The following is an 18,364-nucleotide window of genomic DNA, read 5'->3' as shown; positions in this document are numbered from 1 at the left end:
GCCGCTATGCTTCGCTATTCGATTTCGCAGTTTGACGACTAACGAGTCGTGTCATCATGCGAATATCTTTACTGGTCAACTTTAAAGCTGCATCAGCCCAGATATTGGCAATAGCCACCAGCTCTTCATAAGTCACTGTATTACACAGATCTTTAATGCGAGACATGGCTTTATAACTGTTTGGCGATTTTTTAGCTGCTTTGATGTATTTATACAAAGCCAGCTCGCCCTCACCTTTCTCGGCCAGAATATCGATAGCGCCCATTTCATAAAGCTCTTCAGCAGTATAAAGCGCGCCCGACAAAATCATTTTCTCTGCATTGGCAGCGCCGACTTTTCGAGATAACAAAGTGTAAGCGCCCATTCCCGGAAACAGATTAAACAATACTTCCGGTAAGCCCAGCTTCACACCGCGTTCAGCAATAATAATATTGCTGGATAAGGCGGCTTCAAACCCACCGCCCAATGCATCACCCTGAATCAGACTGACTGTCGTCAGATCACAATTAAAGTGGAACATGTTGTCATAAAGAATATCAATGCAGTGGATGGCATAACCTAATAAGGTTTCACGGTCGCCTTTTTCAATCAGCGAGGTAAACAGATTTAAATCACCACCAAGATTAAACACCCCGTCAACACTCGAACCAACCACCAAATAATCATATTTTTCCTGATTGGTCAGTTGCATCTCAGCCTTAACATTGGCCAGATAATCCGATAACTCGTTTAATAAGGTGGGGGTAAAACAAGGCCTAGGAGCAGCATCCATCATAAACCAACCGATTTTATACGTTGGATCGTAATAGGTATTCAGATGTTGATATTGCTTTGCCTGATTCTGGTCAAGACCAGCTTCGTTCTCGTCTCTGAGTTTCACAACAGCGTTCATCATTTTCTCCTTAAAAGGGCTTGGGCTGCCAATCAACAAGTGACTGAAATTTGTCACTAAACTGGATTCTTTTAAGGTTTAGCACGAACTGTGCCGTTAATATCAAACGTGAAATCAGATGGTTAGATTGTTTTCATCAATGTTTTTAAATGCGCCACACTGGCTTTGGCATTTCCAGCCAAATTGTAGCCACCTTCCAGTACCGAAATCAGCTTGCCATCACAATGTTGCTTCGCTAATCGCAACATAATTTCTGTCAGCTGAATAAAACCCTGGTCGGTGATTTTGTGACATCCCAACAGATCGTCCTGACGACTGTCAAAACCAGCCGAAATAAGGATTAAATCGGGTTTAAATTCGGCTACAGCGGGAATAAGTATGTCTTCAAACGCGGCCACAATTTCATTGTCACCACTACCACAGGGCAAATGCACATTGATATTGAATCCTCTTCCGGCCCCGGTTCCTGTTTTATCGGGGGAGCCCGTTCCAGGGTAAGCATCTGCATCATGAGTGGAGAAAAACAACACGGAAGGATCGTGGTAAAAAGCCCATTCGGTACCATTGCCGTGATGATAATCCCAATCAACAATCAAAATTCGCTTTAATTTATAGCGTTTCTGGGCATAACGAGCAGCGATTGCAACATGATTGTAATAGCAAAACCCCTCTTCTTTTCCAGTATTAGTTGCGTGATGACCGGGCGGCCGGGAAGCACAGAATGCGTTATCCAATAAGCCTTTACACACAGCATCTACTGCAACTAATACGCCACCAGTTGCCAGCATCGCTGCCTGATGCGCCCTAGGATCGTGACGCTTTATTGACGCAATATGTGTAGCGGAATGTACCAGCAATAATTCCGATTCAATATTTTTTTTGGGTTTAAGCAAGGTCACTTTAGACATCAGATCACTGACATCCAACTCATCGCGAAGTCGTTCATATCGGGCTGGAGATTCAGGATGTTCAGGCATTATGTGATGTTCGGCAAATCCCGGATCAATAACCAGACCAGTCAATGCCGTTGGGCTGGCTGCCGAGGTTTTGGTACTGACGGCACTCAATAAACCAAACTTCAATAAATCTCTGCGTTGCATTTCCATTTCCTAGCTGGCTTTACTACTTCAGTCATCAATTCGAAATGACAAGTTTCACCATACACCTAGTTTATGACTAAATTCAAAAAGTCAGCTAGCCCCTCTCAATATTCTGACGATTGAAAAATCTATATGGTATTTCTCAGACTTAATGCATCAGGATACGGCTGTAGGTAGGCCTGTTTGGCAATATAAGGATCCGGATAATTATTGAAATGATGCTTTAACAAGGTGATCGGCACAATCAGTGGTAATTCTGCCGTGCGGTAGCGGTCAATAATGTCAGCCAGTTCCTGCTTTTCAGCACTGGAAAGCTTTTTCTTCAAATACCCCTGTATATGCATCAAAACATTGGTATGGGTTTTACGCGAAGCTATTTTGCTTAAAACCATCATTAGAGAGCTGAAATAACGTTCTCCCAATGCTTCAATATCATGATTCCCAGCATCCGCCAACATTCGACCAAGCTCGGCATAATACACTGGAGAATGTGCCATCAATAAATATTTATAACGGGTATGAAAGTTAATCAGTTTGTGGTGCGTCAGACCAGCATTTAGAAGTTGCTGCCAGTCGAAATAAGCAAATACGCGACTGATAAAATTCTCACGCAACAGTGGATCATTCAATCTGCCGGACTCTTCCATCGGCATCAATGGATGTGCCTTTTTTAAAACATCGGCATAAATGCCTCTCCCCGGCTCGGCTGCTGGATAACCATTCTTCTGATAAATCTTTACTCGGAATAAACCACAACTCGGTGAGTCTTTCATAAAGATATAGCCACATAAACCTTTGTGTTCACGGGCTTTCTGTTGACCAAAAGCAGTTAACTCTGCCGTGTAATCCAATTGATAGTCATGTACCGCAACGGCATGGGGCGCTTGCACATCACCTACTAATCGAATGGGTTTACGAGGAATGCCCATTCCGATACCGACTTCAGGACACTCGGGAACAAACTCAAAAAAACGCGACAAACTATCGGTGCAAAGGCGCAGATGTTTATGTCCGCCATCAAACCGTACATTTTCACCCAATAAACAACTACTGATTCCGACTTTAATTCGCATCAAATGCTCGTTAAACCATTAATAAATGGTTTTATCCTTAATGTTAGTAAACTTTGCCAGCTGTTATGACTCTATACAAGCAATAATCATAACTTTACTGAGGGAATTATCATGGCTGCTTATTTAATAACCGGTGCATCAGGACTCATCGGCCAAGCGCTGTGTCAAAGATTACTCAATAATGGCGAAACAGTTTTTGCGTTAAGTCGTAATTGTCAAAAAACCCAAAAAATTCTTGGCCCTCAAGTACACTGCGCTGAATCTGTCGCAGCGTTACCTGTAGATGATCATATCGATATTGTCATCAATCTGGCTGGCGCACCCATTGTTGATAAACGCTGGACTGACCAACGGAAACAACTCCTTCTAGAAAGTAGGGTGACCTATACGCAGGATTTGATTCAGCAACTTTCTAAACGCTCCAGCCTGCCCCATAGCTTTATCAGCGGCTCAGCAGTTGGCTGGTATGGTAATCAAGGCGAAACCATTCTGACTGAAGACAGTGATTTTGAAGCTGATTTCAGTCATGAATTATGCGACCAATGGGAAAAAGCAGCTTTATCAGCAGAATCACTGGGCATGCGTGTCGCGATAGTTCGCACCGGTTTAGTAGTTTCTCCATCAGGCGGGTTTCTTAGCAAAATGCTACTGCCGTTCAAAATGGGCTTAGGCGGGCCAATAAGTGATGGGCGGCAATATATGCCTTGGATTCATATTGATGATATCTGCCGGCTATTTTTATTTTTAGCAGAAAACCGTGCGTATTCCGGTGTATTTAACGGTTCCGCACCCAGACCAGTCACAAATCAGCAATTCAGTGAAGCTTTGGCCGAAACGCTGCATCGTCCGGCATTTTTTCGAGTGCCAGCGTGTGTACTCAAGACTGCAATGGGTGAAATGGCTGACTTATTACTCGGTGGACAACGAGCAATCCCGGAAAAAGCTCAGGCTTCCGGCTTTGAATTTCTTTATACTGATATTCAAAGCGCGCTAAGCGATGTTCTTAACTCTTCTAACAAAAAATAATAATTATCATGACGCAACGTGCCGTTTTACTAGTCAATCTAGGTTCTCCCGACAACCCTGACGTACCTTCCGTCAGACGTTATCTCAATCAGTTTTTAATGGATCCCTACGTGATTCAACTACCCTGGTTGATGCGCCGGCTTATTGTCAGTTTGTTTGTCCTACCCAGCCGCCCCAAAGCTTCTGCAGAGGCGTATCAAAGCGTTTGGACAGAAGATGGTTCACCACTTATTGCCTTATCTGAAAAGCTGCATAAAGCGGTACAACAGCAAGTTGATATGCCGGTTGAGCTTGCCATGCGTTATGGCAACCCAAGCATTGAAGCGGGTTTATTAAAACTGGCAAAGATTAGTGGGATAAAAGAAGTTTTATTTGTGCCGTTATATCCACATTTCGCCGATAGCACGGTAACCACTTGTATTGAAACTGCAAAACAGGTTATCACTCAACATAAACTTGATATTACTCTGACGATAAAGTCGCCTTTTTACCAGGAAGCGGGCTATATCAATGCGTTGGTGGAACAAACGCGACCCTATCTGATGGAAGAATATGACCATTTGCTGTTCAGCTATCACGGCTTACCAGAATCGCATATTCTCAAACGCGACCCGAGTGGTCAGCATTGTTTGAAACACGCTGATTGCTGCACCACACCCCACGCAGCACATGCAACCTGTTATCGACATCAAGTAATGGCAACAACAGCGGCGTTTGCAGAAAAAGCAAAACTTGAACCTGACAGCTATTCAGTAGCGTTTCAGTCACGGCTGGGAAGAGCTAAATGGCTTGGGCCAAATACCGAAGATCGTTTGATTGAATTAGCTCAAAACGGCACTAAGAATGTCCTGGTGATGTGCCCGGCATTTGTCACTGATTGTTTGGAAACGCTTGAGGAAATCGCTATTCGTGCAGAAGAAGTGTTCATTGAAGCAGGCGGTCGGTCATTAACTCTGATTCCCTGCCTCAATGATGATCCTGTTTGGGTAGATTTGTTAGCGCAGTGGTGTGAAGCGCCTTAGGGTCTATTGATACTAGTTTACACACGGCCGATAAGCGGTTGGCGAACTACTGCACTGGTATATTCACCACCAGGTCCGTAAGCACTGGATTCAGGGTCTCTGCCACGTAATACCGTTATAGCCCGCTGCAAGTATTGACGGTTAATACTGACAATGCCGCCATTTATCTGATTGCGTTGCTGGCAGTTTTTGGCAATGACTTTTAGGGATTTTATCAACTGATTTAAAGCAACACCGTCATCTTCATTTTGATTATCAATGAACGCTTCCAAGCCTTGCTTTCCAGCAGGAAACCCCGAAGTCGTCAAAAGGGCGTCTCTCTGACGGCCATGTTGTTCAAGTTTCATGATTAAAGGCTGTTTTTGGGTGTTGATATTACTGATGGTATCAATGTCAGATAATGCGAGAGCTTCACGTTCAACAGCCAGGAGCTCGGCTAACTGAGTGGCAACATTTAATTCGGACTGTAAAACACTGCGTAATTGTTGTCCGGGTGACATGGCCATGATGAAGATTCCTTGTTTATAGGTTACCTTCAAAATCAATCATATTTCGTGCCAACTTCTGACTATCCACTTGATAACTGCCATCTTCGATTGCTGCACGTAAAGCCGCCACTTTTTGTTCATCTACAGCAGGTAAAGCGGCAATTTTTTGTTGCAAGCTTTGCAGCTGAGTGGCAGTTGCCGTCAAGCTAATCTTATCCATTGCAGCATCCCCGCCATTTTTGACCGGATTTGCAGTGGTGTCCGCTGTGCGTTTGTCTTCAACGCTGGCATTGCGCGGCGCATTCAGCCCGCCCTGCACGGGTGGTTTTATGTTGTTAATATCCGACATATAAATGTCTCCATATTGGTTCTATATTTGTTAGCGGACCGAATTAAATAAACTTGAATAAAATGTGAATCGGTCTAGATATTTGTTTACATTGTAACGCGAACCACACCGGGAGAGTCGACTATGCCTTCTACTACGCGATCGGAAGATAAGTTTCTAACCCGTACGCGATCTCCCACTCCCGCATCAGCCATCGCCGTTCCCTGCATTCTTACTTCCATTGTTCCGGCACTGGCGACCAATACGATTGATTCGCCGCGTCTCACCACATTCAATGGGCGTAAATGATTAGCTTGAATCACCGTACCCAAACCCAAAGAGTATTTAACCTGTTGCCCAACCACAGCGGCAATACTTGCCATGTAACCTTGCCGAAGATTACCAATATCGCGTTGTTCAATCCGCAGATCCTGCTCGGTCAATACATGATTGGCTGAAACTGGCCGAGCAATAACCACCATTGGCTGCATAACTTTAATCTGCAATGGCAAGTAAACCGTCCAAGACACTGGCTGATGACAACGCACGCCGACAGTCACATTGCCAGCACTGGTCAGGTCCCGATTAGTAAAGGCTTCAAGCCCACCACCACAATTTTGCAGACGTAACCTTTTATCTAAAGGAGTTAAGGTGATTTCAGGGTTATTAAATCGCGCTTGAGCCTGGGCTAGGGTAAAGACGTACGCAGCATGTTCCACCTCTGCCAAGGATTGCAGATTGCTGGCAGATGCGGTAAATGTCAATAAATTGACACTTAACACTAATATTAAATTCCTGAATAATTTATACATGGTTTCCCCCGGCAATTCGCACGGTAAAGCAATAAACATAATCCTCACTGCAAATATCATTCCCATAATTTCAGTTCAGATTTCATTCTTACTGCCGTTATACTCAGGGTATCGATTTGGAGAATTATTATGGCAAGCATGATTGATGGTATCGACCAACGCACCCAACTTGCCGGTCAGAACCGGTTAGAGCTCTTATTATTTAAGTTAGGTGGTACGCAGCGTTATGGCATTAACGTATTTAAAGTCCGTGAGGCCATTGCTTGTCCACCACTAACGCAGATGCCTCATTCGCACCCGGTTGTTCGAGGCGCAGCACATATCCGCGATAGAACCATCAGTATCTTTGATTTATCCCAAGGTATTGGCAAACGGCCAGTAGTGAATCCCCGGGAACATTTTGTCATCATCACCGAATATAACCGCAATGTGCAGGGATTCTTAGTCAGTGAAGTAGATCGAATCGTCAACATCAGCTGGAAAGATATTCTCCCGCCCCCTACCGCATCGGGCTCAAATCATTACATGACTGCGGTCACCAAGATTGATAATGAATTGATCCAGATAATCGACGTAGAAAAAGTCATGTCCGAAGTACTGGGAGTTGATGATACGGTTTCAGCGGATTTAGTAACGCGTTTTGCAGAAGCCAACGCAGAGTATAAACACCATATTCTGGTAGCCGATGATTCCAGTGTTGCCCGCAATCAAATTCGTCGCACCATGGAGCAGATTGGCGTCAGCTGCACTATTGTTAACGACGGTAAACAGGCTTTAGATCAGCTGAAAGAATGGGCTGCCGAAGGTATTGATGTCAGCAAACATATCGCAATGCTGATTTCCGATATCGAAATGCCTGAAATGGATGGCTATACCCTCACCACCGCGATCCGCCAGGATCCAAATTTGAAACATATACGTATTTTGCTGCATACCTCAATGAGCGGCACATTTAACAATGCATTGGTGGAAAAAGTCGGTGCGGATAAATTTATCGCTAAATTTGCCCCGGATGATCTGGCTATCACCGTACAAGGCTTATTGGAAGAGTGGCGGGATAAAGCCGAACAAACCAGCTGAAAACTAGTGCACAAGAAATTCTTATTGCTGTACGAATTGTATAGATTACGACCTTGAACGGATTAATTTGAGTTTCGACGTTAAACGAAATTGAGTTTCTGAGCTGATAAAGATATTTCTGATTGCTAAGGCCAAGACTACTTTCGTCTTTGTAGTGGTGTTTTACCGAACAATTGTTCACGCAATAAAATCCAGCTTTGCAGCAGTAGATGCTGCAAAGCAATATTATCTTCCGCCAAAAAGCGAATAATTAAACCACTGTCGTTAGGAAGTTTTGAAGCGCCAGCATAGCAATCCGTAACTTGATACAACATTTCCCTTAAAGAAAGTAATACCTGCTCCGATAGCGCCAAATCTATGAGTAGAATGGTTCCTTGAGCTTCATATTCACCATGCACTGCACAGTTTTGGCTTAAGGCGACTTCACCCGTTAAACGAAATCTATCCAGCACAATCGCTTTACCCTTTTGGTTAAAGATTTCGATAGAGCTGTGATAAAAATCGAAAGCTTGATCGGCAACCTCATCGGCAGGTCTGTTTTTATAACGCGGATCATGCCAACTAAAGCTATCCGACAACAGAAGACGGGCATTTTCAGCAATTTCTACTCGAATATCAGAACAAAACGCTGCGCCACTAAATAATACAGTCGGGTCTGGTAGATATTCACAGTAACTGTTTTTTGCCAGTTTTAAGTTGAGAGATTGTTTTGCTGTCTGGCCTCGAGTGTGATGAACAATTGTGCTGGCCTGAGTGGTTAAATGCAGCTGAGCATTTTCCTCAAGTTTTACATCCATTTTCAACTCATCGCCGCGATACAGTCCGCCGGAGGATGACTGTAAATAAAGCGTGACCATGCCCTCAGGGTCCTGTTTAAACTGAAATGGTCTGGTGAGATGAAACGGATGTTCGGCTCTCTGACCTGCCAGAAACGTTTTCCCTGAGGGATCGGTTGAAAAGGTTAACGCTGCCCTGGCACGCCGCGATTGAGTCAATGAAACCGGGGGCAAAATCGAGGATGTTTCAGATGTAGCCGCCAAGCTGATGTTGTTTGGCCCTTCGCTGAAACCATTCATCAACATTCCTTCAGAGTAGCAATTGTCCACATGAGTGCTTAGGCTGCAGTTTTGTTAAACAGTAAATTGTTCACGATAAAGTCAACAACAGCCTCGACGCCTTCACCAGAACGACTATTTATCGCGGCAACCGGACGATTCTCTCGCACGGCTAACGCTTCAGCGTACATCGCGTCAAAATTCACACCAACATATGGCGCCAAGTCTTTTTTGTTTATTACTAACAAATCACTTTGTAGTACTCCTGGGCCTTTCTTTCTGGGAATATCATCTCCACCCGCCACATCAATTACAAACATCCACTGATCCACCAAATCCAATGAAAACGTTGAAGCAAGGTTATCACCGCCGCTTTCAATTAAAATCAGTTCTATCTGTGGAAATTTGAGCGCCATTTGTTCAGCCGCTTCAATATTCAACGTCGGATCTTCACGAATAACGGTATGTGGGCAAGCTCCCGCTTCTACTGCAGCAACGCGTTCAGGTGCAATTAAGCCACTTTTACGAAGCCGCTCTGCATCTTCTTTGGTAACCAAATCATTAGTAATTACGCCAATTTCGATATTGCGTTGTTTAAAAGCAGGGATTAACTTTTCGATTAAAGCCGTTTTACCTGACCCCACCGGTCCGCCGATACCTACTCTCGCTGGACCAGGCATTACTGACAATGTTAATGACTTCATCTCAATATATACCTCTGAGTTAAGGGCAATTCGGTCGCGGGTTCACATGTCGCTAATTCGCCATTCACAAACACATCAAAGGTTTGTGGATCGACTCGCATTTCAGGGCAAACATCGTTGTGCAACATATCGCTCTTTTTGAGATTTCGGGTGCCACTTGCCGGCAGCAGCTGTTTCTTCAGTCCCAACTTTTCGGCCAAACCATTTTTTATCGCCAGCGGATTCACAAAGTTTGCACTCAGCTTTTGCTTGGCCAATCCAAATGCTCCCCACTGTGGCCGCATAATGATGGGCTCGCAGGTCATCAAAGAAGCTGCACTGTCCCCCATCGCGCCGTAGACAATGAACCCGCCTTTAACAATAATTTCCGGTTTAGAGCCAAACATCGCCGGCTTCCACAACACAATATCGGCCATCTTTCCCGGCTCTATCGAACCGATATGCTGATCAACTCCAAAGCTTTTCGCGGCATTAATCGTGTATTTGGCGATATATCGTTTGATACGCTCGTTGTCGCCAATTCTGGAAGTTTCAGTATCTAACCGTCCACGCTGATCTTTCATCTTACTGGCAAGCTGCCAGGTTCTGGTAATCACCTCATTAATACGCCCCATTCCCTGGCTATCCGAACCCAGCATTGAAATGGCTCCGATGTCATGCAAAATATCCTCGGCTGCAATGGTTTGTGCCCGAATACGACTTTCAGCAAACGCGACATCTTCAGGAATTGCCGGATTTAAATGATGGCACACCATCGTCATATCTAAATGTTCATCGAAAGTGTTGTGAGTAAAAGGATTGGTGGGGTTGGTAGAGGAAGGCAGACAATTCATTTGTTCGACCACAGAAATGATGTCCGGAGCATGACCACCACCCGCGCCTTCGGTGTGATACATATGGATGGTGCGACCTTTAATTGCCGCCATTGTGTTCTCAACAAAGCCACTTTCATTGAGCGTATCGGTATGTAATTGCACCTGGAAATCCAGTTCATCCGCAACGGTCAAGCAAGTATCGATTGTGGCTGGTGTTGCCCCCCAATCCTCATGAATTTTAAGCCCAACACAGCCGCCTTCAATCTGATCATACAAAGCTCGCGGTTTACAGGAATTACCCCGCCCCAGAAAACCAAAATTCACCGGAAAATCTTCAGCCGCTTGTAACATTTTCCCCACATTAAATTCCCCACCACAATCTATTCCGACAGTGATTGGGCCAAGTGAGCCGCCAAACAGCGTGGTGATCCCAGACGCCAGTGCATGATCACACAACTGGGCACTATCAAAATGCACATGCACATCAATACCGCCTGGGGTGGCAATCAAACCTTCCGAATCTCTGACTGTAGTGGCCTGCCCAACCAATAAGCGAGGATCCACACCATCCATAATGGCTGGGTTGCCGGCTTTACCAATGGCAACAACTTTCCCATCCTTAATACCAATATCACCTTTTACGATGCCAACAACAGGATCAATAATCAGCGCATTGCATAACAGCATATCCAGCGTACCGTCTTCACTGTTTAACCCCGAAGTCATGCCCATGCCATCACGCAACGTCTTACCGCCACCATGCAAACATTCATCACCATACACGGTGAAATCATGTTCGACTTCTGCGATCAAACTGGTATCACCCAAACGTATACCGTCTCCCGTGGTGGGACCATACATTTGTGCATATTCCAAACGACCCATTTTTGCCATTGTTATGCTCCTAGAAAGTTCTCTGCCTTGGCTTTTTTCAAGGCGCTTCACGGATAGTGTTATCAGTCACCTTGCCGTTGGTTAAGTTATTCAAACCATATAAGGCTTTTTCCCCACCAAACTCACACAAGGTAAATTCTTTTTCTTGTCCGGGTTCAAAGCGCACAGCCGTGCCGGCAGGAATATCCAGACGCATACCAAAGGCGGCTGCACGATCAAATTGCAAGGCTTTATTGGCTTCAAAAAAATGATAATGACTGCCTATCTGAATCGGACGATCACCAGTATTAACTGCACGTATGGTGATGGTTTTACGATTAGCATTAAGCTCGATTTCACCGTCTGCCGGGAATAATTCGCCCGGTATGATGCTATCTTCTGGCACTAACTCTCTACCGGGACGGATAGGATCATGGACGGTGACTAACTTGGAACCATCAGGAAAGACACCTTCAACCTGCAGCATGTGCATCATGCTGTTCACACCGGGCAAAACATCATCCGTGGTTAATATTGTGCTGCCATAACTGATGAGATCTGCAACGGAACGGCCATCACGAGCGCCTTCCAATATTTCATTGGCAATAATCGCAGTCGCCTCCGGGTAGTTTAATTTCAGGCCTCGATCACGTCGCTCTTGAGCTAACTTTGCGGCAGTATAGATCGTCAATCGTTCAAGTTCAGATGGGGTTAGATACATAGCATTTCTCCGCATATCCTCGGTTATTTGTTAATTGGCAAACAGCCGCTGATCACTTATTTCGTGGCGCATCGCTGCAATTTCTGTAGAAGGCAAATAGCTGTGCATTTGTTGTATGTCGGAAACCGGTTGCTCCAGAAGTTCGGCAATATGTGACGTTAAGTTCTGCCGAATTAGCTGTGCATGTAAGTGCCCTAACTTCCCTAAGCGCATTGCGGCGCCCAATAAGTCTGCACAGACCCCATGTGCTCCGGCCACTTGGGCTTCAAGCAATGTCATGCCGCAATGGCGAAACACCAAACCTTGAATGACCGCCACATGTCCGGTGGCTTCATGGTTATGTAGTTTTTGACGATACTCAAGGCTACCTGGCGTACCTAAGCGTGCATGCATACTTAATAAAGCGGCACCATTTCGACAGGAGCCAATTCTTAAGCCTTCTGATAACGTTAAAGCATCAACTTCTTGGTCAATTTCTACGACAATATCCAACTGATTGGCGTTGTGAAAACTTCGGCCTAACGCAACACGATCCAAACTATTCCAACGGCCACTCAGTTGGGCGGCGATAAAGTCATAAACTTGCTCGGGTGTAGCTATTTTTTTATCGTTAAATAACGCTTCAAGTCCACCGGAAAATGCAAAACTGCCACTTGGAAACTGACTATCCCCAAACTGCAGCATATTCAACATACCAAAGGCAGCCGAATGTGAAGAGTTGGACACTTGCTCAGCATGCATCGGGAGTTTCACAAACCACACGTTTGCTATCAATTAACGGCGCAATTCGGTCAATGTAACGTTGGGCTGGACCTTCCAGCGCTACTAACAAATCAGTGCCATCAAACCTAATACGCCAATGCAAATTACCGGCATGGTAGCCAAGTTCCAACGCGGTTTCAGCATCAATCGGCGATAAACGTAACCACTGCTCTTCATTAACTCTGATGACAAAAGCTTGATGTTTATCCAGATAGAGCACGGCACCGTTATACAATTTCTGGGATCGTGATAATGCAATACCGCACTCTGTGCCTTTATCGGTAATCACTTTTTGCCTGCTACGTGAGGTATCACTCACATTCAGTTTAATAATTTCCACACCGCCTTGATGCTGCAACTGATGCAACTTTTCAGAAAGCGACTCATCATTTGCACTGCCAATAATTTCATTCAGAACAATCATTTTGTTTCCTCTTGGCTTTGACCGATCTTGCTAAATCGTTAAATGTTTATTCGCCAGTTCATCGGTAAGTTCAGCACCTTTTCCGGTCAGCACGACCCGTCCGTTATCTAAAAAAACAAATCCATGGGAAGCACGTTTGGCAAAACGGATGTTTTGCTCAACCAGAATGATGGTTAAATTAAGTTTTTGGTTGAGGGTAATAATGCATTCTTCAATTTGCTCAACGATATTCGGCTGAATGCCTTCGGTGGGTTCATCCAATAATAAAATATCCGGATTGGTGGCCAAGGCTCTGGCAATGGCTAACTGCTGTTGCTGCCCACCAGAGAGTAAACCACCCGCCCGGTTCAAGTTGTCCATCAAATATGGAAACAGTTCGGGTACCAATTCTGGGATTTCGACTTTGCCATTGATGTCCGCAAAACGACCCATCAAGATATTTTCTTTCACACTGAAATCTGGAATGATTTCCCGTCCCTGCGGCACATAACCAATACCGGCACGTGCCCGTGAAAATGTGGTTTTAGTGCTGAGATCGTCCTCATTCAACAGTAGCTTTCCAGTCATCGAACTGGTTAACCCCATTATGGTTTTTAATAACGTACTTTTACCCACGCCATTACGGCCTAATACCGCAAAAATTTTGCCCTTTTCTATCTCCAGATTAATGTCGTGCAGGATGTGACTGCCACCGTAAAAACTATTAACTGATTCAAGCTGTAACATTACGCAATGCCTCCACTTCCTAAGTAAGCATCTTTTACCGCCTGGTTTTTTTCGATTTCACTGATGCGTCCTTCGGCTAAAAACTTGCCTTGATGCATAACCGTAATTTTGTCGGCAATCTCCCGGACAAACGCCATATCGTGTTCCACGACAATAATCGTGTGCCTACCTTTTAAGTCATTCATGATTCGAGACGTTTTTAATGTTTCATCTGCCGTCATGCCCGCGGTTGGTTCATCGAGCAAGATAACCTTCGGGTTGCGGATGATTAACATTGCTAATTCAAGCCATTGCGTTTCTCCGTGTGACAGAGTTCCAGCAACGTGATCAGCCTTCTTGTTCAGGTTGGTCAGTTCCATAACTTCTGCTAAACGATCCATATGGATCTGCCGTTTCATCGAGCCCAAGTTGGCAAATACAGAAACTTGCTTCATGGCAGCCACCGATAGATTTTGTAGAACCGTTAGCTCTTTAAAGACGCTAGGTATTTGAAATTTACGACCAATACCTAGCCGAGCAATGACATGAGGTGGTTTATTGGTAATTTCTTGCTCACCGAGAAAGACTTTTCCTTCCGTTGATTGGGTCTTGCCGCAAATCATGTCCATTAAGGTAGTCTTACCGGCACCATTAGCACCAAGTAATACCCGCATTTCACCGTGCGCAACCACCATGCTGAAATTGCTGACTGCCTGAAAACCGCTGAAATTAACCCCCAAGCCATCAATATAAAGATCGAGTTTTGATTCGATCATGCGGCTCCTCCTTTAGTTAATTCTTCTGCTTTGTTTTGCTCGTTTCGCTGTTTCTTGTCGTCTTGTCGTGCCACGAATTTTTTACAAAGTCCATGTGCAATTCCAGCTAAACCGTTAGGCATGAATAAAACAACCAACACAAAGCACAATCCCAAGATGGCTTGCCAGGACTCAACAAAAAGTTCACTTTCACTGACCGATGACCCAAGCATGGAAATCGCAATTGCCCCTATACAGGCACCCAGTATTGAAGCTCTGCCACCCACAGCTGCCCATATCACCATCGTGATACTGAAGGTCAAATCCATAAAGGTAGGCGACGCAAATTCTGAGGTAATGACATACAACAAACCAGCAAACCCTGAAATCGCCGCTGAGACACAGAAGAAAAAGGTTTGATAGGCAGCAGCATCAAAACCCAGGTATTTCGCACGATTTTGATCATCTCGTATTGACTGCAAAATCAGCCCAGAACGACTGTTAATGAGTAATCGTGTCAACAATAAAACGACGATAAGTGAGCAAGCCACCAGGTAATAGGTGGTCACGCTATATGGATCAAACTCATAGCCAAACACAGTAAACCAGGCTAAATCTGTTAAACCGTTAAAGCCTCCCGTCAACGCTTGGTTATCCACCACCAGTAATCTCATCAACAACACGGATGCCAGTGTAATAATGGAAATAAATACGCCCGAGATACCTTTACTAAAAATGATTGACCCTAAGGCCCAGGCAAACAGCACTGGAAGCGCGATTGCCATAATCAAACCAAACGTTTGTGATTGAAACGGTATCCACAAAAATGAGCCACTATTGATACAGCATAAATCGATAACCGCATTGGGCTCCGCGTTCCACATCATAAAGTCCGGAATAGGGCTTTCAGTACCTTGTTCCAAGCTGGTTGGACTGGCTAGTTTCAAGCTCATACCCAGCATGTAAGCACCGGCACCAAAAAACATACCCTGCCCCAGATTGAGTATTCCTGCATAGCCCCAACTTAGTGAAACAGCCACACCAAGCATGCCGAAAATTAAATACTTCGCAGTACGGTTCAACCAGAATTCATCCAGTGCCAAAGGCAACATCAACACGGTGACAATAAAGATTACATAAGCCATTATTTTCAAATGTGAATGCGTCATAACTAGCGCCCTTTATAATTAAACAGGCCGCGCGGACGCCACACAATAATGCAAATGACGACGGCAAATACTACTGCCCGGGCAATAATGTCATTACTGAAAAATGCCACAAAACTCGTCAATTGCCCCAATACACCGGAAGCCACAATTGAACCGACCAAACTACCTACTCCACCGACAACTACGACCAGAAATCCGTCTACCACCATTGCACTGCCCATATCAGGCATAACCGTTTTAAACCCTGACATCATTACCCCTGCCACGCCGGCTAACCCCGAACCGTAAGCAAAGGTCAACGCATTTATTTTCTTGACATCAATACCACACGCGGCCGCCATTTCTTTATTACGCATAATGGCTCGAACTTGTTGGCCGATTCGGGTGCGATACATCAAAAACCAGGTGAACGCTGCCAGGACAATGGAAATCAAAATAATGAAAGTTCGATAGGGCTGAAGTACAAAATCCCCTAACATAATCGGTTCGCTTAGTACCTTTGGTACGGTTACCGACTGTAATCCAGGACCCAATCCGTCAACATGAATACCAAAAAAAGATAAACCGAATTCCAAGCGGATCGCTTGCTGTAACAGAATGGCCACGCCCCATGTGGCTAACAAGGTGTCAAACAAACGGTTATAGAGTCGACGGATAACTAATTTTTCAATCAACAGTCCTAGTCCGGCACAAATTACAAAGGCGAGAGGGATTGCAGCGAATAAATTTATATCAAGATAAATTTGTGACAGCACCGCGGTGTAAGCACCTATCATCACTAACTCACCATGAGCCATGTTAATGACCCCCATCGAGCCATATACAATCGATAATCCAAGGGCAACCAAGAGCAGGACCGAACCAAGACTAAGGCCTATAAACACTGTATCTAACATTTCAAATACTCCTCGTTAAACACCCTGACTACATCCTTTCAGTCAGGGTGGATAAAGAAATGTTTAACGCTACAATTTAGAACTATCTAGTCCTGATGCACTGCAATAAAGTGACTCTGCAGTTTCTCCGTAGGCGGAATAAGGAAGTGGCAACACGGGACTGTCGTATTCATCAACAATTAGCCCTTGTCCATCCTCTTGCCATTGTGCGATGCGTGGTGTCATTGAGGTATGAAGATTGTCGCTATTGACGGTCATTAATCCACTCGGTGTTTCCTGACTAACCCCTTTAACAGCATCACGAATCCCTTCAGGGGTGACATCTCCTGATTTTTCAATAGCAGCAGCCCACAGATAAACCCCTGAATAAGCCGATTCCATTGCATGATGAGTAACTGCGTTGGCATCTTTGGTATACGCCTGATAACGCTCTATGAAAGCTTTGTTTTCGGCTGTATCAATTGCCTGAAAGTATGGAAAAGAGGTGTAACTGCCAGCAGCAAATCTACCACCTAATGCTGCGACCTCAATTTCAGACGTAACTGTAGAGGCAATAGGAATATCCGCCTGTGAAATACCCTGATTGGCAAATTCCCGGTAGAAAGCAATAATGGAGTCACCGACGACGTTGGATAAAACAATGTCGGCACCACTATCTTTGATCTTCCTGACCATAGATCCCCATTCTGAATGTCCTAATTCCAGATAATCATCGCCTACCCACTCAGCACCATTTTCTTCAATAAGTTTTTTCGCGACTTTTGCCATTTCTTTAGGAAAGACATAATTCGAACCGACAATGAAAAATTTCTTCTTACCTAGCGTATTAACCAAGTATGGTATGTAATTATTTAACTGCTGATTAGGGACTGAGCCGGTATAAACCACATTTTTGGAGCATTCAAAACCTTCATAAAAGGTCGGATAAAACAAAAGGTTTTTGCGTCGCTCAATAACCGGCAGCATGGCTTTACGGCTAGCTGAGGTATAGCCGCCAAACACCGTCGCTACCCGATCACGAATCACCAGCTTGCTGACTTTCTCATTAAATGTTTTTGGATCACTGGCACCATCTTCCAAAATAGGTTTGATGATCATGCCGTTAACACCACCAGCCTCATTAATTTCTTCAATCGCCATCATGGTGGCACTGGCAAGTGATTTTTCAACAATGGACAAGCCGCCAGTTTGTGAAAACAACACCCCCACTTTTATCTCTTCAGCAGCATGAGCATAGTTGGAGCTCATGATGGAAACACTCGTCACCAAGGCCGCTCTTTTTAAATCACGCATTAGGTTTTTAACTAATTTCATCAGTTTTTCCCTTTAAAAACGCAAAAGGGCCCCCTAATAAATTAGGGAGCCCTTATGCTCGAATCAGATGTATAGACATTTAGAGACGCATTTCAAATCTGCAACTGTGAAATGATGCTTCACTGAGCGCTTTTGCCCGGCTGAATTCGCGCTTTTGCGATCAGCCTTGTTCTGCAGTTTGAAAATAAGTCCTCAAGTTACCATCTGCATAGGGCATGCCAGTTAATAAAACCCTATAAGATACAATTACTAAGCTTGATATCAGGATTGTGGCAAGCGATATTTAAGACCTTTTTTGGTGCAAAAAATCATTATGAAGCACCTTTTTGGTTCTCAATTTAAATCAGATT

General features: G+C 44.5%; 20 protein-coding genes. 3 read left to right on the top strand and 17 right to left on the bottom strand.

Annotation, left to right across the window (positions count from 1 at the left end):
• Positions 1-4: 4 nt before the first annotated feature.
• The 3 genes from E8Q33_RS08590 to E8Q33_RS08580 form a co-directional block, all read right to left on the bottom strand.
• Positions 5-895, bottom strand: coding sequence for a crotonase/enoyl-CoA hydratase family protein (locus E8Q33_RS08590; RefSeq protein ID WP_247869983.1), 891 nt, complete (start codon positions 893-895; stop codon positions 5-7).
• Positions 896-1,014: 119 nt separating this feature from the next.
• On the bottom strand, positions 1,015-1,992 hold the full coding sequence (locus tag E8Q33_RS08585; protein WP_136554130.1) for a histone deacetylase: 978 nt from the start codon (positions 1,990-1,992) through the stop codon (positions 1,015-1,017).
• 128 nt (positions 1,993-2,120) lie between these two features.
• Positions 2,121-3,065 carry a DUF523 and DUF1722 domain-containing protein gene (locus E8Q33_RS08580; RefSeq protein ID WP_136554128.1) on the bottom strand — a complete coding sequence of 315 codons (945 nt, stop codon included), beginning with the start codon at positions 3,063-3,065 and terminating at the stop codon, positions 2,121-2,123.
• 111 nt (positions 3,066-3,176) lie between these two features.
• Between E8Q33_RS08580 and E8Q33_RS08575 the strand changes: the two genes are divergently transcribed.
• Positions 3,177-4,091, top strand: a complete 915-nt coding sequence (locus E8Q33_RS08575; protein WP_136554126.1) for a TIGR01777 family oxidoreductase — start codon at positions 3,177-3,179, stop codon at positions 4,089-4,091.
• Positions 4,092-4,099: 8 nt separating this feature from the next.
• Positions 4,100-5,113: a ferrochelatase gene (hemH, locus tag E8Q33_RS08570; protein WP_136554124.1), complete on the top strand. Its 1,014-nt coding sequence runs from the start codon at positions 4,100-4,102 to the stop codon at positions 5,111-5,113.
• Positions 5,114-5,130: 17 nt separating this feature from the next.
• Here the strand turns inward: hemH and E8Q33_RS08565 are convergent, their stop codons facing one another.
• From E8Q33_RS08565 to flgA, 3 genes are all read right to left on the bottom strand, one after another.
• Positions 5,131-5,619, bottom strand: a complete 489-nt coding sequence (locus tag E8Q33_RS08565; protein ID WP_136554122.1) for a flagella synthesis protein FlgN — start codon at positions 5,617-5,619, stop codon at positions 5,131-5,133.
• 16 nt (positions 5,620-5,635) lie between these two features.
• Positions 5,636-5,950, bottom strand: a complete 315-nt coding sequence (flgM, locus tag E8Q33_RS08560) for a flagellar biosynthesis anti-sigma factor FlgM (RefSeq protein WP_136554120.1) — start codon at positions 5,948-5,950, stop codon at positions 5,636-5,638.
• A gap of 86 nt (positions 5,951-6,036) precedes the next feature.
• Entirely contained in the window at positions 6,037-6,711 is a 675-nt protein-coding gene (flgA, locus tag E8Q33_RS08555; protein WP_245652115.1) for a flagellar basal body P-ring formation chaperone FlgA, read from the bottom strand.
• A gap of 159 nt (positions 6,712-6,870) precedes the next feature.
• On the opposite strand from flgA, the gene E8Q33_RS08550 reads away from it, so the two are divergent.
• A complete protein-coding gene (locus E8Q33_RS08550; protein ID WP_069296173.1) occupies positions 6,871-7,821 on the top strand; it encodes a chemotaxis protein CheV in 951 nt (316 codons plus the stop codon).
• A gap of 137 nt (positions 7,822-7,958) precedes the next feature.
• Here the strand turns inward: E8Q33_RS08550 and E8Q33_RS08545 are convergent, their stop codons facing one another.
• The 11 genes from E8Q33_RS08545 to E8Q33_RS08495 all read right to left on the bottom strand — a co-directional run bounded on the left by E8Q33_RS08545 (position 7,959) and on the right by E8Q33_RS08495 (position 18,014).
• Positions 7,959-8,897 carry an urease accessory protein UreD gene (locus E8Q33_RS08545; protein ID WP_168800176.1) on the bottom strand — a complete coding sequence of 313 codons (939 nt, stop codon included), beginning with the start codon at positions 8,895-8,897 and terminating at the stop codon, positions 7,959-7,961.
• 38 nt (positions 8,898-8,935) lie between these two features.
• A complete protein-coding gene (gene ureG, locus E8Q33_RS08540; protein WP_069296171.1) occupies positions 8,936-9,580 on the bottom strand; it encodes an urease accessory protein UreG in 645 nt (214 codons plus the stop codon).
• Positions 9,577-11,289 carry an urease subunit alpha gene (ureC, locus tag E8Q33_RS08535; protein WP_136554116.1) on the bottom strand — a complete coding sequence of 571 codons (1,713 nt, stop codon included), beginning with the start codon at positions 11,287-11,289 and terminating at the stop codon, positions 9,577-9,579. The genes ureG and ureC overlap by 4 nt, the downstream gene beginning before the upstream one ends.
• 37 nt (positions 11,290-11,326) lie before the next feature.
• Complete coding sequence (locus tag E8Q33_RS08530) at positions 11,327-11,989, bottom strand: urease subunit beta (RefSeq protein ID WP_136554114.1); 663 nt, start codon at positions 11,987-11,989, stop codon at positions 11,327-11,329.
• Between the two features lie 30 nt (positions 11,990-12,019).
• The gene (locus tag E8Q33_RS08525; RefSeq protein ID WP_136554112.1) at positions 12,020-12,742 is read right to left on the bottom strand and encodes an urease accessory protein UreF; all 723 of its coding nucleotides are present in this window, start codon (positions 12,740-12,742) and stop codon (positions 12,020-12,022) included.
• A complete protein-coding gene (gene ureE, locus E8Q33_RS08520; RefSeq protein WP_136554110.1) occupies positions 12,720-13,175 on the bottom strand; it encodes an urease accessory protein UreE in 456 nt (151 codons plus the stop codon). Before ureE ends, E8Q33_RS08525 begins: the two co-directional genes overlap by 23 nt.
• A 30-nt stretch (positions 13,176-13,205) precedes the next feature.
• The gene (gene urtE / locus E8Q33_RS08515) at positions 13,206-13,901 is read right to left on the bottom strand and encodes an urea ABC transporter ATP-binding subunit UrtE (protein ID WP_069296167.1); all 696 of its coding nucleotides are present in this window, start codon (positions 13,899-13,901) and stop codon (positions 13,206-13,208) included.
• On the bottom strand, positions 13,901-14,656 hold the full coding sequence (gene urtD / locus E8Q33_RS08510) for an urea ABC transporter ATP-binding protein UrtD (RefSeq protein WP_069296166.1): 756 nt from the start codon (positions 14,654-14,656) through the stop codon (positions 13,901-13,903). The genes urtE and urtD overlap by 1 nt, the downstream gene beginning before the upstream one ends.
• Entirely contained in the window at positions 14,653-15,804 is a 1,152-nt protein-coding gene (urtC, locus tag E8Q33_RS08505; protein WP_084003005.1) for an urea ABC transporter permease subunit UrtC, read from the bottom strand. Before urtC ends, urtD begins: the two co-directional genes overlap by 4 nt.
• 2 nt (positions 15,805-15,806) lie before the next feature.
• Positions 15,807-16,700 carry an urea ABC transporter permease subunit UrtB gene (urtB, locus tag E8Q33_RS08500; protein WP_069296165.1) on the bottom strand — a complete coding sequence of 298 codons (894 nt, stop codon included), beginning with the start codon at positions 16,698-16,700 and terminating at the stop codon, positions 15,807-15,809.
• A gap of 69 nt (positions 16,701-16,769) precedes the next feature.
• Entirely contained in the window at positions 16,770-18,014 is a 1,245-nt protein-coding gene (locus tag E8Q33_RS08495) for a transporter substrate-binding domain-containing protein (protein WP_136554109.1), read from the bottom strand.
• Positions 18,015-18,364: the final 350 nt, after the last annotated feature.

Origin of the sequence: Methylophaga sp. SB9B (assembly GCF_004832235.1) — a bacterium.
GTDB classification, from domain to species: Bacteria; Pseudomonadota; Gammaproteobacteria; order Nitrosococcales; family Methylophagaceae; genus Methylophaga; species Methylophaga muralis.
The sequence above is the reverse complement of the archived record's forward strand: the minus strand, read 5'-3'. Positions and strand labels throughout refer to the sequence as shown.

Bases quoted from the DNA above. Each gene is read 5' to 3' on its own strand.
- E8Q33_RS08590 (WP_247869983.1), bottom strand. From the start codon at position 895: ATGATGAACGCTGTTGTGAAACTCAGAGACGAGAACGAAGCTGGTCTT.
- E8Q33_RS08585 (WP_136554130.1), bottom strand. From the start codon at position 1,992: ATGCAACGCAGAGATTTATTGAAGTTTGGTTTATTGAGTGCCGTCAGT.
- E8Q33_RS08580 (WP_136554128.1), bottom strand. From the start codon at position 3,065: ATGCGAATTAAAGTCGGAATCAGTAGTTGTTTATTGGGTGAAAATGTA.
- E8Q33_RS08575 (WP_136554126.1), top strand. From the start codon at position 3,177: ATGGCTGCTTATTTAATAACCGGTGCATCAGGACTCATCGGCCAAGCG.
- hemH (WP_136554124.1), top strand. From the start codon at position 4,100: ATGACGCAACGTGCCGTTTTACTAGTCAATCTAGGTTCTCCCGACAAC.
- E8Q33_RS08565 (WP_136554122.1), bottom strand. From the start codon at position 5,619: ATGGCCATGTCACCCGGACAACAATTACGCAGTGTTTTACAGTCCGAA.
- flgM (WP_136554120.1), bottom strand. From the start codon at position 5,950: ATGTCGGATATTAACAACATAAAACCACCCGTGCAGGGCGGGCTGAAT.
- E8Q33_RS08550 (WP_069296173.1), top strand. From the start codon at position 6,871: ATGGCAAGCATGATTGATGGTATCGACCAACGCACCCAACTTGCCGGT.
- E8Q33_RS08545 (WP_168800176.1), bottom strand. From the start codon at position 8,897: ATGAATGGTTTCAGCGAAGGGCCAAACAACATCAGCTTGGCGGCTACA.
- ureG (WP_069296171.1), bottom strand. From the start codon at position 9,580: ATGAAGTCATTAACATTGTCAGTAATGCCTGGTCCAGCGAGAGTAGGT.
- ureC (WP_136554116.1), bottom strand. From the start codon at position 11,289: ATGGCAAAAATGGGTCGTTTGGAATATGCACAAATGTATGGTCCCACC.
- E8Q33_RS08530 (WP_136554114.1), bottom strand. From the start codon at position 11,989: ATGTATCTAACCCCATCTGAACTTGAACGATTGACGATCTATACTGCC.
- ureE (WP_136554110.1), bottom strand. From the start codon at position 13,175: ATGATTGTTCTGAATGAAATTATTGGCAGTGCAAATGATGAGTCGCTT.
- urtE (WP_069296167.1), bottom strand. From the start codon at position 13,901: ATGTTACAGCTTGAATCAGTTAATAGTTTTTACGGTGGCAGTCACATC.
- urtD (WP_069296166.1), bottom strand. From the start codon at position 14,656: ATGATCGAATCAAAACTCGATCTTTATATTGATGGCTTGGGGGTTAAT.
- urtC (WP_084003005.1), bottom strand. From the start codon at position 15,804: ATGACGCATTCACATTTGAAAATAATGGCTTATGTAATCTTTATTGTC.
- urtB (WP_069296165.1), bottom strand. From the start codon at position 16,700: ATGTTAGATACAGTGTTTATAGGCCTTAGTCTTGGTTCGGTCCTGCTC.
- E8Q33_RS08495 (WP_136554109.1), bottom strand. From the start codon at position 18,014: ATGAAATTAGTTAAAAACCTAATGCGTGATTTAAAAAGAGCGGCCTTG.